The sequence below is a fragment of the Streptomyces sp. NPDC006516 genome (genome assembly GCF_040611875.1).
GTDB lineage: Bacteria > Actinomycetota > Actinomycetes > Streptomycetales > Streptomycetaceae > Streptomyces.
Genome location: NZ_JBEXPD010000011.1, coordinates 89,878 through 103,604 on the forward strand (window position 1 = coordinate 89,878; position 13,727 = coordinate 103,604).

Annotated in this window: 10 protein-coding genes; 6 read left to right on the forward strand and 4 right to left on the reverse strand. The window is 71.9% G+C overall.

Annotated elements, in window-relative coordinates:
* Positions 1-58: 58 nt before the first annotated feature.
* From ABZY45_RS25925 to ABZY45_RS25935, 3 genes are all read right to left on the reverse strand, one after another.
* Positions 59-1,171, reverse strand: a complete 1,113-nt coding sequence (locus ABZY45_RS25925) for a HAMP domain-containing sensor histidine kinase (protein ID WP_356743477.1) — start codon at positions 1,169-1,171, stop codon at positions 59-61.
* The gene (locus ABZY45_RS25930) at positions 1,164-1,859 is read right to left on the reverse strand and encodes a response regulator transcription factor (protein WP_356743479.1); all 696 of its coding nucleotides are present in this window, start codon (positions 1,857-1,859) and stop codon (positions 1,164-1,166) included. Before ABZY45_RS25930 ends, ABZY45_RS25925 begins: the two co-directional genes overlap by 8 nt.
* A gap of 187 nt (positions 1,860-2,046) precedes the next feature.
* The gene (locus ABZY45_RS25935) at positions 2,047-3,108 is read right to left on the reverse strand and encodes a LacI family DNA-binding transcriptional regulator (RefSeq protein WP_356743481.1); all 1,062 of its coding nucleotides are present in this window, start codon (positions 3,106-3,108) and stop codon (positions 2,047-2,049) included.
* Positions 3,109-3,670: 562 nt separating this feature from the next.
* Between ABZY45_RS25935 and ABZY45_RS25940 the strand changes: the two genes are divergently transcribed.
* The 6 genes from ABZY45_RS25940 (at position 3,671) to ABZY45_RS25965 (ending at position 10,477) form a co-directional block, all read left to right on the forward strand.
* Positions 3,671-5,680 (forward strand): beta-galactosidase, encoded by a 2,010-nt coding sequence (locus ABZY45_RS25940; protein ID WP_356743483.1) that lies wholly within the window; start codon positions 3,671-3,673, stop codon positions 5,678-5,680.
* A gap of 834 nt (positions 5,681-6,514) precedes the next feature.
* Entirely contained in the window at positions 6,515-8,491 is a 1,977-nt protein-coding gene (locus ABZY45_RS25945) for an ATP-binding protein (protein ID WP_356743485.1), read from the forward strand.
* A gap of 7 nt (positions 8,492-8,498) precedes the next feature.
* The gene (locus ABZY45_RS25950; RefSeq protein WP_014152748.1) at positions 8,499-8,933 is read left to right on the forward strand and encodes a roadblock/LC7 domain-containing protein; all 435 of its coding nucleotides are present in this window, start codon (positions 8,499-8,501) and stop codon (positions 8,931-8,933) included.
* 2 nt (positions 8,934-8,935) lie between these two features.
* Positions 8,936-9,307 (forward strand): DUF742 domain-containing protein, encoded by a 372-nt coding sequence (locus tag ABZY45_RS25955; protein WP_356743487.1) that lies wholly within the window; start codon positions 8,936-8,938, stop codon positions 9,305-9,307.
* On the forward strand, positions 9,285-9,896 hold the full coding sequence (locus ABZY45_RS25960) for an ATP/GTP-binding protein (protein WP_356743489.1): 612 nt from the start codon (positions 9,285-9,287) through the stop codon (positions 9,894-9,896). Before ABZY45_RS25955 ends, ABZY45_RS25960 begins: the two co-directional genes overlap by 23 nt.
* Positions 9,893-10,477, forward strand: coding sequence for a GAF domain-containing protein (locus ABZY45_RS25965; RefSeq protein ID WP_356743491.1), 585 nt, complete (start codon positions 9,893-9,895; stop codon positions 10,475-10,477). Before ABZY45_RS25960 ends, ABZY45_RS25965 begins: the two co-directional genes overlap by 4 nt.
* Before the next feature lie 67 nt (positions 10,478-10,544).
* Here the strand turns inward: ABZY45_RS25965 and ABZY45_RS25970 are convergent, their stop codons facing one another.
* Positions 10,545-13,694, reverse strand: coding sequence for a ThuA domain-containing protein (locus tag ABZY45_RS25970; protein ID WP_356743493.1), 3,150 nt, complete (start codon positions 13,692-13,694; stop codon positions 10,545-10,547).
* Positions 13,695-13,727 lie beyond the last annotated feature (33 nt).

Consider the following 13,727-nt stretch of genomic DNA (forward strand, 5'->3'; position numbering starts at 1 on the left):
CATTACCCCGCGTTGGCACCTCGGAATCGCACGGGTTTGCGAGAAAGGGGCGGGTGCGTCACCCGCCGGAGCGTGGGGGCGCTGCCGGCAGTTCCACGGTGATGCGGAGCCCGCCCTCCGAGCGGGGCGTGAGGGTGAGTGTGCCGTCATGTGCCTGGGTGACACGTTCGACGATCGCGAGGCCGAGGCCGATGCCCGCGTGGTCGGTGTGCACACGCTCGGTGCCCCGCTGGAAGGGCTCGGTGAGGGTCGGGACCAGCTGCGAGGCGATTCTCTCCCCTGTGTTCTCGACGGTGAGCACCACGGTGCCGGGGCGGACGCCCGTGCTCACCCACACGGTGCCCAGCTCGGGCAGGTTGTGGACGACCGCGTTGTGTACGAGGTTCATGGTCAGCTGCAACAGGAGCGTGGGCGAGCCCATGGTGCCGGCGAGGTCCCCGGAGGTCTCGATCGTCACGCCCCGCCTCTCGGCGAGCGGGAGAAGCGTCTCGGTGGCCTCCTCCGCCAGCAACGACAGGTCGACGGCTTCCCGGGAGAAGGAGCGCTGATCGGCGCGGCTGAGCAGGAGCAGTGCCTCGGTGAGGTCGATCGCCCGGCTGTTGACGGAGTGCAGACGCTCGATGATGTCGTGGGCATCGCTGGTGGGATCCGCGCGGGCCACATCGAGGAGGGTCTTCGAGACCGCGAGCGGGGTGCGCAGCTCATGGGAGGCGTTGGCCGCGAACCTCCGCTGTTCGGCGACGTGTGCTTCCAGTTGTTCGAGCATGGCGTCGAAGGCGTCGGCGAGTTCACGGAACTCGTCCTCGCGGCCCGGCAGCCGGATGCGGTGCGAGAGCGATCCGCTCGTGGCGGTGCGTGTGGCCTCGGTGATGCGGGTCAGCGGGGCGAGCATGCGGCCCGCGAGGATCCACCCTCCCACGAGGCCGATCACCAGGAGGAAGGCCAGGACTGCGGCCGCCCTCGGCGCGAAGACGTCCAGGAGGTTCGACCGGACGGGGAAGACGCCGTTCGTGGGCCGGTCATCGGGGTTGATGAGCATCGCCCGCTCGGGGACGTACCGCAGGAGGAACACCCACACCGCCGCCAGCAGCAGGACGCCGGCCAGCATGAGGAATCCCGCGTAGCTGAGGGTGAGTTTGAAGCGGACGCTCGGTCCAGGCCTCCTATCCACGGTCTCCGCCCTCGTGTCCGGCCTGCGGATGGGTGTCGATGCGGTAGCCAACGCCCGGCACGGTGGCGATGACCCAGGGTTCGCCGAGGCGCTTGCGGAGGGCCGAGACGGTGATGCGCACGGCGTTGGTGAAGGGGTCGGCGTTCTCGTCCCACGCCCGCTCCAGCAACTCCTCGGCGCTGACGACACCGCCTTCGGCGCCGACGAGGACCTCGAGTACGGCGAACTGTTTCCGGGTCAGCGCGATGTGGCGGCCGTCGCGGTGGACCTCGCGACGGAACGGGTCCAGCCGCAGACCCGCGATCTCCCGCACAGGCGGCCTGACGTGGGCGCGCCTGCGGTCGAGCGCTCTGAGCCTGAGTGCCAGTTCCCGCAGTTCGAACGGCTTCGTGAGGTAGTCGTCGGCGCCGATCCCGAAGCCGGAGGCCTTGTCGTCGAGACGGTCGGCGGCAGTGAGCATCAGGATCGGCAGCCCGCTGCCGGACGCGACGATGCGTGCGGCGATCTCGTCACCTGACGGTCCAGGGATGTCGCGGTCGAGGACGGCGATGTCGTACGTGTTGACGCTCAGCAGCTCCAGAGCGGTGTCGCCGTCCCCCGCGAGGTCGGCCGCGATGGCTTCCAGGCGCAGGCCGTCGCGGATCGCTTCCGCCAGATAGGGCTCGTCCTCGACGATCAGCACACGCATGGTCCGATGCTACGAGCCGCCGCATGTCGTCGGCATATCGAGAACAGGCACCTGCCGGAAGCACCACGCTTCCCGGTCACGGCGGGCCGCCGTAACCGCCCTCGGCACCACCGCCCGCCCGGCCACACCGTCGGCCGCGTGGGCAGCACCGGTGCTCGGAGCGCGTCCCGGCTCCTCGTGCCACCGGTCAGAGGGGCACGGGCCCGCCGGCGATCCGGTGGGCGGCGGGCCCGGTGGTGCTGCTCCGGACCGTCAGACGCGGACTGATCCCTCGGTACTCCGCGTAGGGACCGCCCTCGATCTCCTGGACCAGCGCGTGCACGGCGGTCCGGCCGATGGCGGCGAAATCCTGGTGGACGGTCGTCAAGGGAGGAATGAAGTTCCCGGCCTCCGGCATGTCGTCGAAGCCGGCGACGCTCACGTCCTCGGGTATGCGCAGGCGCGCCTCCGTCAACGCGCGCAGCACTCCCAGAGCCATCTGGTCGTTGGCCGCGAAGACGGCTGTCACCCCCGGCTCGGCGGCCAGCCGGCGCCCCGCCGCGTAACCGGAATCCGAGTACCAGTCGCCGTGGAGAGGCCGGGGTACCGGCCGGCCATGGGCGCGCAAGGTCTCGCGCCAGCCCCGCAGGCGCAGGCCGGCGGGGTCGGAGTCCCGGGGCCCGGCGACGTGCCACACCGTTTCGTGACCGAGCCCCAGAAGGTGCTCGGTCGCCAGCCGCGCGCCCGCCACCTGGCCGGTGTCGACGACGGGGGAGTGGCCGGCCACCCGCGCGTCCACCGTCACCACCGGGATCCCGCGGCGCAGCTGTGCCTCGGCCGCGCCGATCAGATGTGACTCGATGAGCACGATGACCCCGTCGACGGCCTGTTCGCCGAGCCGGTCGAGAGCCACGTCCACATCGGCATGGGTGGGGCGCTCCAGCGGCATCAGAGTGATCGTGTACCGCTGCTCCGTGGCCGCCGCCGCCACCGCCTCCAGGGTGCGCAGATTCCCGTACGAGGTGAGCGTGAAGACGATGACGCCGATACTCCGGAACTGTCCCGAGCGCAGCGCCCTGGCCGCGCTGTTGGGGCGGTACCCCAGCTCCCGCATCGCCGCCAGCACCCGCTCCCGGGTGGCCGCTCCCACATTGCTGCGGCCGTTCGCCACGCGGGACACGGTCTGGCCGGAGACGCCCGCGTGCCGTGCCACGTCGTCGATGGACGCGTCACGTCGGCGCGGCCGGACGCGCCCAAGTTCTGCTTCCACGCCGTCCATGGCTTCTCCCGGGCGCCCGTGCCGAGTACTGAGTGATCCCGCCAGGGTATGCGAGGGGTACGCGGGACCGGCGAGCACCGGTCGTGCGGACCCCCGCCCCGGTTACGGGCTGCGCCGGAGCAGGTGAAGTGGACCGTGAGCGGCATGACTTCACGTGGACAGCAGTCCTTCCACACCGCGCACATGCGCCTTCCCGTCGGGGGGACCTCATGACCCGGTGCACGCATGTTGACGTCAACACAGCGCCCTGCCTAGGCTCCTGCCGAAGCGGGATGCGGCCGACGTGACGACGGAGGAACGCCCTTCCAGCCGCGGATCGCTCTCCGTGGAAGGCTTGTGAGCAGGGCCCGCGCCTCGAGGGCGGCCCGGGCCGGCCGGAGGGGACCGGCCGTTGCCGCGTCGAAGTGCGAAGGCCGTGAGGGGACGGCCGCAGTCACCGATCGAAACTACGTGTCGTGTCTTGCAGCGCGTTTGTGAATCGTTTCATACCGCCGCTTCGACAGATCACTCACACCGGAACGGGCACCGCGTGCCCGCGAGAGGAACGACCGGCATGCCGACCGAACGCCCCTGGCCCCTGCACACCGCCGGCATCGCCTACGGAGGTGACTACAACCCCGAGCAATGGCCCCTGGACGTGCAGGTGGAGGACGTGGAGCTGATGCGGGAGGCCGGCGTCGGCCTCGTCAGCCTCGCGATCTTCTCCTGGGCACAACTGGAGCCACGCGAGGGAGAGTTCGACTTCGGCTGGCTGGACGAGGTGCTGGACCGGCTGCACGCCGGAGGCATACGCGTCGCTCTCGCCACCGCCACCGCCTCACCGCCGCCGTGGCTGACACGCACACACCCCGAGATCCTGCCCGAACTCGCCGACGGCACCGTGCTCCACCAGGGGTCCAGGCAGTCCTACGCGGTCTCCTCGCCGGTGTTCCGCGACTACGCCGTGCGGATGACCCGCCGGATGGCCGAGCGTTACGGTGAGCACCCCGCACTGGCTCTGTGGCACGTCGACAACGAACTCGGCTGTCACGTGCCGCACGACCACTCGGACGCCGCCGCCGAGGCGTTCCGCGGCTGGCTCGAGAACCGCTACGGCACGATCGCAGGGCTCAACGCCGCCTGGGGGACGGCCTTCTGGTCGCAGCGCTACGACTCCTTCGAGGAGATCCTCCCGCCGAGGGCTTCTCCCACCTTCGTCAATCCCACCCAGCGGCTCGACTTCGCCCGGTTCTCCTCCGACGAACAGCTCGTCCACTACAGGGCGCTGTGCGAGGTGCTGCGCGAGGTCACCCCGCACGTGCCGACCACGACGAACTTCATGATGACCACCGCGAACAAGTGGGTGGACTACTTCTCCTGGTCGCAGCACATGGACGTGGTCGCCAACGACCACTACCTGGTCGCAAGCGATCCGGAGGCCCACATCGGGCTCGCCTTCAGCGCCGACCTCAGCCGGGGCGTCGCCGGAGGGGCGCCGTGGATGCTGATGGAACACTCGACCTCGGCCGTCAACTGGCAGCCGCGCAACAGTGCCAAGCGTGCCGGGGAGATGCTGCGCAACTCCCTCTCCCACGTGGCGCGCGGCGCGGACGCCGTGATGTTCTTCCAGTGGCGGCAGTCGGCCGCCGGCGCCGAGAAGTACCACTCCGCCATGCTCCCGCACGCCGGCCGGGACACCGACGTGTGGCGCAACACCGTGGAGCTGGGCCGGATCCTCAAGACGCTGGCCCCGGTGAAGGGGAGCCGTGTCAGGGCGGACGTCGCGCTCGTCGTCGACTACCCCTCCTGGTGGAGTACGGAGGCCGAGGGCGGCCCCACCCAGGCCCTCGGCTACATGGAGGAGGTGATGCGCTGGTACCGCGCACTCTGGCAGCGCGGCATCGCCGTCGACATCGTCTCCGCCGCGACCGACGCGTCGGCGTACAAGGCCTTGGTCGTCCCCACGCTCCACACCGTCTCCGACGAGGACGCCGCACGCATCGCCGGGGCCGCGCACGCGGGCGCCGTTGTGCTCGTCACCTTCTTCAGCGGAATCGTCGACGAACACGACCACGTCCGGCTCGGCGGTTACCCCGGCGCGTTCCGTGAACTCCTCGGCGTGCGCACCGAGGAGTTCTACCCGCTCCAGGAGGGCGAAGTGCTGACCCTGGACGACGGAACGCGCGCCGATCTCTGGAGCGAGAAGACGCACCTCGAAGGTGCCGAGGCGCTGCGCACCTGGGCCGACGGGCCTCTCGCGGGTCTGCCGGCCGTCACCCGGAACGACGCCGGCCGGGGCAGCGCCTGGTACGTCGCCACACGCCCGGACGATGAGGGCGTCGCCGGAATCATCGGCGCTTGTCTCGCCGAGGCCGGTGTCGCCCCTGTCGTCGCCGGTCTCCCGGAGGGCGTCGAGGCGGTACGGCGGCACGCCGACGACGGCAGCAGCTTCCTCTTCGTCATCAACCACACCGAACGCGCCGTCGAGGTACCCGCCGAGGGACGTGAACTCCTGAGCGGACAGGACGCGGTGGGGCGCGTCACGGTGCCACCGCTGGAGTCCGTGGTCGTGCACGAGCGCTGAACGCACCGGCGGAGCAGGGCGCACCGCCGACCGGCAGTCCCCACCCGTATCGATGGAGGCAGCAGTGAGCCCCGCCCCGCAATGCCGGACGCGAGAGCTCCGGACGCGAACCCCTGCCCCGCCGGGAGGGCTATGCCCGACGGACCGCGCAGCGGCTCCGCAGGCGTCGGCGTCTACGCGTCCCTGGCCACCGGACGCCTGGTCCGCATGGAAGACCTCGGCCTGCGCCGTGACTGAACCGCCCCGGACCACCGGGCGTCGCCCGGCCACCACCCCGCCCCGCCGGAGGAGAGACCCTCGATGAGGCGCACCCCACCCACCCGCCGGAGAACCGCGACCTTGCTCGCCTCCCTGCTCCGGGTGGAGGGGGTCCGGCAGCAGACCACCTAGAACCAGCCCAGCTACCCGGCGTCAGGCACCGACTTCTTCCAGGTGCCCGTGCCGCGTCCGGACCGAGCGCGCGTACGGAGTGATGAGGAGCGGGAACCCCGGACCGTCCGGGGGTCCCGCTCCTCCTGCGTGCTGTGGGCCGCCGGGGCGTCGCCCCGCCCGCGATTCGTGCAGGAGTTCGGGACTCGGCTGTGCGTCCGGAGCGGCGTGCGGAGGTATTCGGCTGCCCGTGCGAGGTGTCATACCAGAGCGGGACGCATGGCGGGCAACTTCGACAACTGCACGCCGGGCACGGACGATTGACGACTACCGTGTGTGGCCGGTGATCAACGGTGGGCTCATATCGGTCGAGCCTGCCCCAGCCGTTGACCCGGGCCTGACCGACCACCGTAGGTGTCACCACACGAATGCCGATTCCTGGTGCCCCACGTACCGAGGACGATGATGTCTCAACTTCGCGCACCCACCGCGCGACCGGAACGCCGCGAAGGCGGACGGCACGGCCGTCCGGGTGGCCGTTCGCACTCGGCCCAGAACCGGCCGCGCACCGCACGGCCCGTCCCCGACGCACGTCTGCGGCCCCAGGTACTGCGCACCGCCCTCCTGCCCACGGTGGCAGCCGTGCTCAGCGGCGCCGCGGCGGTCATCTTCACCATCCGGGCCTCCGGCGTGCGCCCGTCCGGCAGTCTTCTGGCGGCCCTCGGAGGATCCGGGGCGCTGGCCGTGGCGGCCGTGGCCGCCGCCTACCTGGGGGCCAGCCGTGTCGCCGGCGGCGTGCTCGACCGCTGCCTCGCGCTGCGGCGCGCCAGCGCCCAGCACAACGCCGAGCTCCAGCACGTCGTCGAGCAGTTGCGTGAAGGCGAACCCGTGCCGGCCCGGCGGGCCGTACCCGGAGCCGCCCCCGACGCCGACGCCTTCGACCTCCTCGCGCACGAGATGGGCCGGGCGCAGAACGACGCGGTGGCCGCGGTCGTCCAGGCCTCGCAGTTGTTCCGCGGCAACGGGAACGAACAGAAGGTCGAGGTCTTCGTCAACCTCGCCCGGCGGCTCCAGTCCCTCGTGCACCGTGAGATCCAGATCCTCGACGAACTGGAGCACGAGGTCGAGGACCCCGACCTGCTCAAGGGTCTCTTCCACGTCGACCATCTCGCCACCCGCATCCGCAGGCACGCGGAGAACCTCGCCGTACTGGGCGGCGCCGTGTCCCGGCGGCAGTGGAGCAACCCCGTCTCCATGACGGAGGTGCTCCGCTCGGCGATCGCGGAGGTCGAGCAGTACCCACGCGTCAAGCTCGTACCGCCGATCGACGGCACGCTGCGCGGACATGCCGTCGCCGACGTGATCCACCTCCTCGCCGAACTCGTCGAGAACGCGACGGTGTTCTCGGCACCCCACACCCAGGTCCTGCTGCGCGCACAGCGCGTGACCGCCGGGCTCGCGCTGGAGGTCGAGGACCGAGGACTCGGCATGCCGGGCCCCGAGCAGAAGCGGATGAACACGCTGCTCGCCGACCCCGACCAGGTCAATGTCGCCCACCTGCTGCAGGACGGCCGCATCGGCCTGTTCGTCGTCGCCTCCCTGGCGCGCAGGCACGGCATCGCCGTGCGGCTCCAGAGCAACATCTACGGGGGCACGCAGGCGGTGCTGGTCCTGCCCGAGGTACTCCTGGGCATCGACATCGACACCACCACGGAACCCGGCGCGGCGCCGGTGCCGACCCCCGGCCCCGTACACCGCCCGCCCGCCGACGACGAGAAGCAGGCCCCCTCGGCGCAGCCCCCTCTGCGGCTGGACCAGCCACCCCGCCAGTCCCGGCGCCAGGACCAGGGGCCGCCCCTGCCGCTGCGCGCCGAGCGGGTCGACCGTCCCAACCTCGCCGCATCCCCGCCCGCCGCGCGGCCCGCCCCGCCCGCCCCCGTCGCGCCGGTGGCGCCCGCCGAGGCGGTCACCTCCCCCGAGCCCGCCGCGCCCGCGCCCGTGCCTGCCCAGGCGGAGCACGGCCGTCCCGCCGAAACACCGGCCACCCCCGCAGCTCCCTCCGGCCACGCCCGGCCCCAGCTGCCCAGGCGCAGCAACCAGGAGCATCTGGCCCCGCAGCTCAGGGCCGCACCCGTACAACGGGCCGAGGACGAGAACGCATTGCACGACCCGGGGCTGATGGCCGCCTTCCGGAGGGGGGTCGACCTGGCCGAGGCGCAGACGGCGGAGGAGGACCCCGGGACCGCCTGGGGCGCACCGGACACCGTGCCCGCAGGGAGCCCCGCTCCCACAGCGGACCTCGGGGCACAGAGGTCGCCCGGCCTCGCCCCGCTGCCGTTCCGCGGCACCACCGCGACTCCCGGCACGGGGCGCCCGGTCCCGGGCCACCCCGGGCCCCGGCCCTCCGAACCGGATCCACGAACCGAGAACTTCAAGGAGTAGATGCCACATGACGAGCGAAATGCCGTCCGGTCAGGTCTCGGACCTCGACTGGCTGCTGAGCGGCCTGGTCCAGCGCGTGCCCTACACGCGCAGCGCGGTCCTCCTCTCGGCGGACGGCCTGGTGAAATCCGTCCATGGCATGGACGCCGACAGCGCCGATCACATGGCGGCCCTGGCCGCCGGGCTGTACTCCCTCGGCCGCAGTGCGGGCGCTCGCTTCGGCGACAACGGTGACGTGCGGCAGGTCGTCGTCGAGCTCGACTCGACGCTCCTGTTCGTCTCGACCGCGGGCTCCGGCACCTGTCTCGCCGTCCTCGCGGGGCGCGAGGCGGACGCCGCCGTACTGGGGTACGAGATGGCCATGCTGGTCAAGAGCGTGCGGCCCTACCTGATGACGCCCCTCCGGCAGCCGGCCGGAGCGCCGTTCACCCCGGGGCTGTGAGGATGCCGGCCCCGCAGGACGGGCCCCTGCTCGACGACGCGGCCGGCCGGCTCATCCGCCCGTACACCGTGAGCAACGGCCGGACGAGGCCGACGACCGTGCTCGATCTGCTCTCCCTGGTGATGGCCACGGGCAGGCGGCCACAGGGCCACCTGGGACCCGAACACACCGTGGCCCTGGAACTCTGCGACGGCCCCACGTCCGTCGCGGAGATCGCCGCCCATCTCAGACTGCCCGCGGTCATCACCAAGGTCCTCCTGTCCGACCTGGTGGACTGCGGTGCGGTCACCGCGCACGCTCCCGCATTCCATGACATGCCCACCGACCGATCCCTGCTGGAGGCAGTGCTCGATGGTCTACGACGACAGCTCTGACAGCTCCGAGTTCTTTCCCGTCGCGCTCAAGGTCCTGGTCGCGGGCGGGTTCGGCGTCGGCAAGACCACGTTCGTGGGTGCCGTCAGTGAGATCGCTCCGCTGAGCACCGAGGAGCTCCTGACACAGGTCAGCGTCGCGACGGACAGCCTCGAAGGCATCGAGTCCAAGACGGCGACCACCGTGGCCATGGACTTCGGCCGGATCACGCTGTCCGCGCAGCACGTGCTCTACCTGTTCGGCACGCCCGGCCAGGAGCGGTTCTGGTTCATGTGGGACGAGCTCTCCAAGGGGGCACTCGGCGCCGTCGTGCTCGCGGACACCCGGCGGCTGGCGGAGTGCTTCGCGGCCGTCGACTTCTTCGAGCGCCGGGGCATCGGGTTCATCGTCGCCGTCAACGAATTCGACGGCGCCTACCGCTACGAGCCGGAAGAGGTGAGGGCGGCGCTCGACCTGGGGCCCGAGGTGCCCGTCGTCCTGTGCGACGCCCGCATCGCCAGTTCGGGCACGGGCGCGCTGGTCACCCTCGTCCAGCACCTCATCAACGCCACGGCGCCCGCGCCGCTCTCGGGGTTCGGGGCCCGTCCGTGACTCCGTACGGGGAAGGCCGGCCGTTGCTCACCCCCGTCGACCAGGACGCTCCCCGCCGGAGCGCGCGGCTGCGGAGGCTGGGGCTGGGGGAGCGGGCGGACGCGTCGTACGACTGCTTCGACGCCTTCGCCGACCGGGTGGCCGAGGTGACCGCGACCCCGTTCTCGATGGTCAACTTCATCGACGAGAACCGGCAGTTCTTCGCAGGGCTGCACACTCCCTCCGGAACGGCACGCGGGGCGGACCTCGGTGCGGCTGCCGCGGCCGGCGGAAGCCGCAGGCGCTACATGGCCCGGGACCACGGCTACTGCCCGCACGTCCTGGAACGGCGCAAGGCCCTGGTGCTGGAGGACGTCTGCGACTACCCGCGGTTCGCGGGCAATCCCGTGGTCGACGACATAGGCATCCGGTCCTACCTTGGCGCACCGCTCATCGACCGGACGGGCGTCGCGCTCGGCACGGTCTGTGCCGTGGACACCGTGCCACGGCCGTGGGGACGGGCGGGACTGGAGGTCATCAAGCTGCTCGCCCGGGAGATCGTCGCGCAGATCGAGCACCGGGAGACCCACCACCGCCCCTGATCCACCTCGCGGGGCTGCCGGCCCCGGGCCGTTCCAGGCATCAGCTCCGGCACCGGCCACGGAAGTGTCAGCCGGTGCGCGGCCCGTCGAACCGCAACCAGTCGACCGTGAACAGGTCCGGCGCCTCGCTCGTCCAGCGGGAGTTGACGAACACCATGTAGAGCCGTGCGTCACCGCCGGGGCTCCTCAGGGCCGCCGTACGTGACACGCCTCCGCCCTCGCTCGTGGCACCCCCACCCTTCGCGGCGGCCGGCACCGACAGCGAACCGAGCAGGGGGCCGCTCGGGGAGCCCGACCGGAACTGGACGGTGCCGCCCAGGCCGCACGGCGTCGCACGGACCGTCACCGAGTGGACCCCCGCCAGGTGCACCGGAGCGAAGGCGATCCAGTCGCCGTCCTCGATCTCGGTCAGCGCCCTGCCGCCCGAGGAGCCCGCGCGGCTGCCGGCCACGGCGCCGCCATGGACGCCTCCGGTCGTCGTGAACCGTTCCGCCTCCTGGAAAGCGGTGCGCAGGGTGAGGGAGGCGGAGCCGGTGAGTTCGGGCGCGCCACGAGCGCCCTCGTCCGTGTACTCCACCGTCACCCGGTGGGTCCCGGCACCTGTGTCCGCCCCGGACTTCGTGGCGATCGAGCCGTGGCAGCCCGAGGAGCCCGCACGGGGCAGGAGCCTGGTGGGGTGGCCGAGGGGTGATCGTACGAGGATCCGTGAGCAGTCGACGCCGGCGCGCGCTCCGCGCTCGGGGCCACCAGCGTCCTCCTCGTCCAGTACGTCCACGGTGAATCCGATGGTGTCGCCGAAGCGGAACAGGCCCCCGTCCGACGGCCGCCGGACGGACACACGGGGCCGCGTGTTGCCGACGGCGATCTCCCGGCCTGCCGTCGCCGACGTGCCCCCGGGCCCGGTCACCGTGAGCCGCGCCGTGTACAGCCCGGCCGTGCGGTACGTGTACGAAGGGTCCGCCTCCGTCGAGTCGGTGGCGCCGTCACCGTCGAAGTCCCAGGCGTACGTCACCCGTTCTGCCGCTGCGGGGCGGGAACCCGGATCCGCGCCTGCGTCTGTGCCCGCGCCGGTGCGCCCGCTTGCCTCTGGACGCCCGCTTGCCTCTGTGCCCGCGCTCGTGGCCGTGCCCGTACTGGTGGCCCTTCCCGTGAAGGCCACCGTGAGCGGGGCGGAGCCGTTGTCGCGGTCGGAGGTGATGCCGGCCTCCGGCGGCCGGCCGTCGCCGACGTAGTCGATCCGGAAGACGCCGGCACCCTCGCTGCCGCCCTCACCGTCCGTGCCACTGCCGAGCCCCGCGTCGATGACGTACAGGGCGCCGTCCGGGCCGAAGGCCGCAGCGGCCGGGCGTCCCCACTCCATGTCCGCGAACACCCCGTCCACGGAACGGAGTTCACCCGCTTCGGCCGTCGGGAATCCGGAGGGGAACACCTGGTCCGAGCGCTGGAAGGAGAGTGTCTGGAAACGCCGGGCGGTCCGGTCGTACGTCAGCCACTTCCCGGCGAAGTACTCGGGGAACCGGGTCCGGTAGAGGTTGCCCGGATCGTAGCTGTAGACGGGCCCGCTCATCGCAGCGGCGGCGAGGGCCTGGTCCGTGGCGCCGGGCGAACCGGCGGCCCGGGGCGCGCAGACCGGATCCCTGGGAGCACCGCCGGCGCAGTACGGCCGGCCCATCCGTCCAGCTGCGGTGATCCGGGAGTACCCCACCACTCCGTCCGCGCCGTCGTGGGCGATCAGCAGGGCGCCGCCCTTCGGGTCCACGGTGAAGCGGTAGGAGTTTCGCATGCCTGTCGCATAGATCTCGGGGGCGGTCCCGTCCGTGCCCGGAGCGAAGAGATTCCCCTCCGGCACGGTGTAGGTGCCGTCGTCCTGAGGCGTGATCCGGAGGATCGCCCCACGCAGGTCCGCCGAAGCCGCCGATGCGGAGGGAAGCGTGCTGTCGCCCGTCGCGGCGTACAGGTGACCGGCCGCGTCGAAGGCGAGCGACCCGGAGGAGGCGGGGACACCACCACGCGTGGAGCGACGGCCCGGGAGGGAGAGCAGACGCTTCTCCGATGCCGGATCGACCCTGGCCCCGCGCATCGTGAACCGCGAGAGATGCAGCCGGCTCGCCGTCGTGTCGGAACGCAGCAGGTAGAGCCGGCCGTTCTCCTCGAAGTCCGGATCCAGCGCGAGGGCGATCAGACCGTCGGAGCGTGCGGCCGCCTCCGGCGTGTGGGCGAGGTCGAGGGCGGTGGAGATCCGGGCCGTGCGCGGGTCGATGACCCTGAGCTCGCCCGTGCGTTCGGCGACGAACACCCGGCGGTCGGGGGCCACGGCGACGTCGACCGGATCGGTCAGGCCCCCGGCCGCGAGGGCCGCCCGCCGGAAGGCGCCGGCCCGTGTCGCGGTGCAGTCGCCCTCCGCCGCGCCCGCCGCCCATTCGATGCCGCCCAGCAGGTGGGCGAGGAAGCTCTCGTCCTCGAAGGCCGACGGTACGGACCCGCCCGCCGTGAACCAGGAACGCCCGCCGTCGTAGTTCTGGCACCAGGACCAAGGGTGATCCACACCCTCGCCCGGCCCGGTGACGCCGTCGCGCACCCGGATACGGGCGAGGGTGTGCACCGTGGTGTCCGGGTCGGTCCGCCAGCTGGGCCACTCCTCCGTGCGCTCCCAGAGGTCGGGAAGCGTCACCGTGGAGGGATGCGCGTGGTCCAGGACCCTGATCCGACCCGTCTGCGGCGGTGTGGCGCGGTCGAGTTCCGCGCCGACCAGCCCCTCGTACCAGTCCCAGTCCCAGTCGCCCGTGCCCGCGGAGGCGTCATGCATGCCGACCCACCCGCCGCCCGCCCGGACGTATCTCCGCAGGGCGGCACGCTCGCCCGCGTCGAGCGCGCCGTTCTGCGCCGAGGTGGTGTTGTTGAAGACGACGGTGCCGAAACGCGCCAGATCCTCGTCGTCGAAGACGGCTGGATCGTCCGTCGCCTCGACCCCGAACCCGTTCTCGGCGCCGAGCTTCCGCAGCGCCGCGACTGCGGCGGGGACCGGGTCCGGAGTCGTCGCCGCGGACCTTCCGGAGAACACCAGCACGCGGAAGTCGGCCGGGAAATCCGTCGGGAGTGCGGCACCCGTCACCGAACCCACGATCAGCGCCAGGATCGTGACGAGCGTGACGAGGGCGATCGACGACGGGGAGGACGCCTGGAGCTCAGGGCTGCTGCGTAACGGGCTGCTGCTCATGAGGGCGCTCCCGGTGCGGGTGAGGGCCGACAG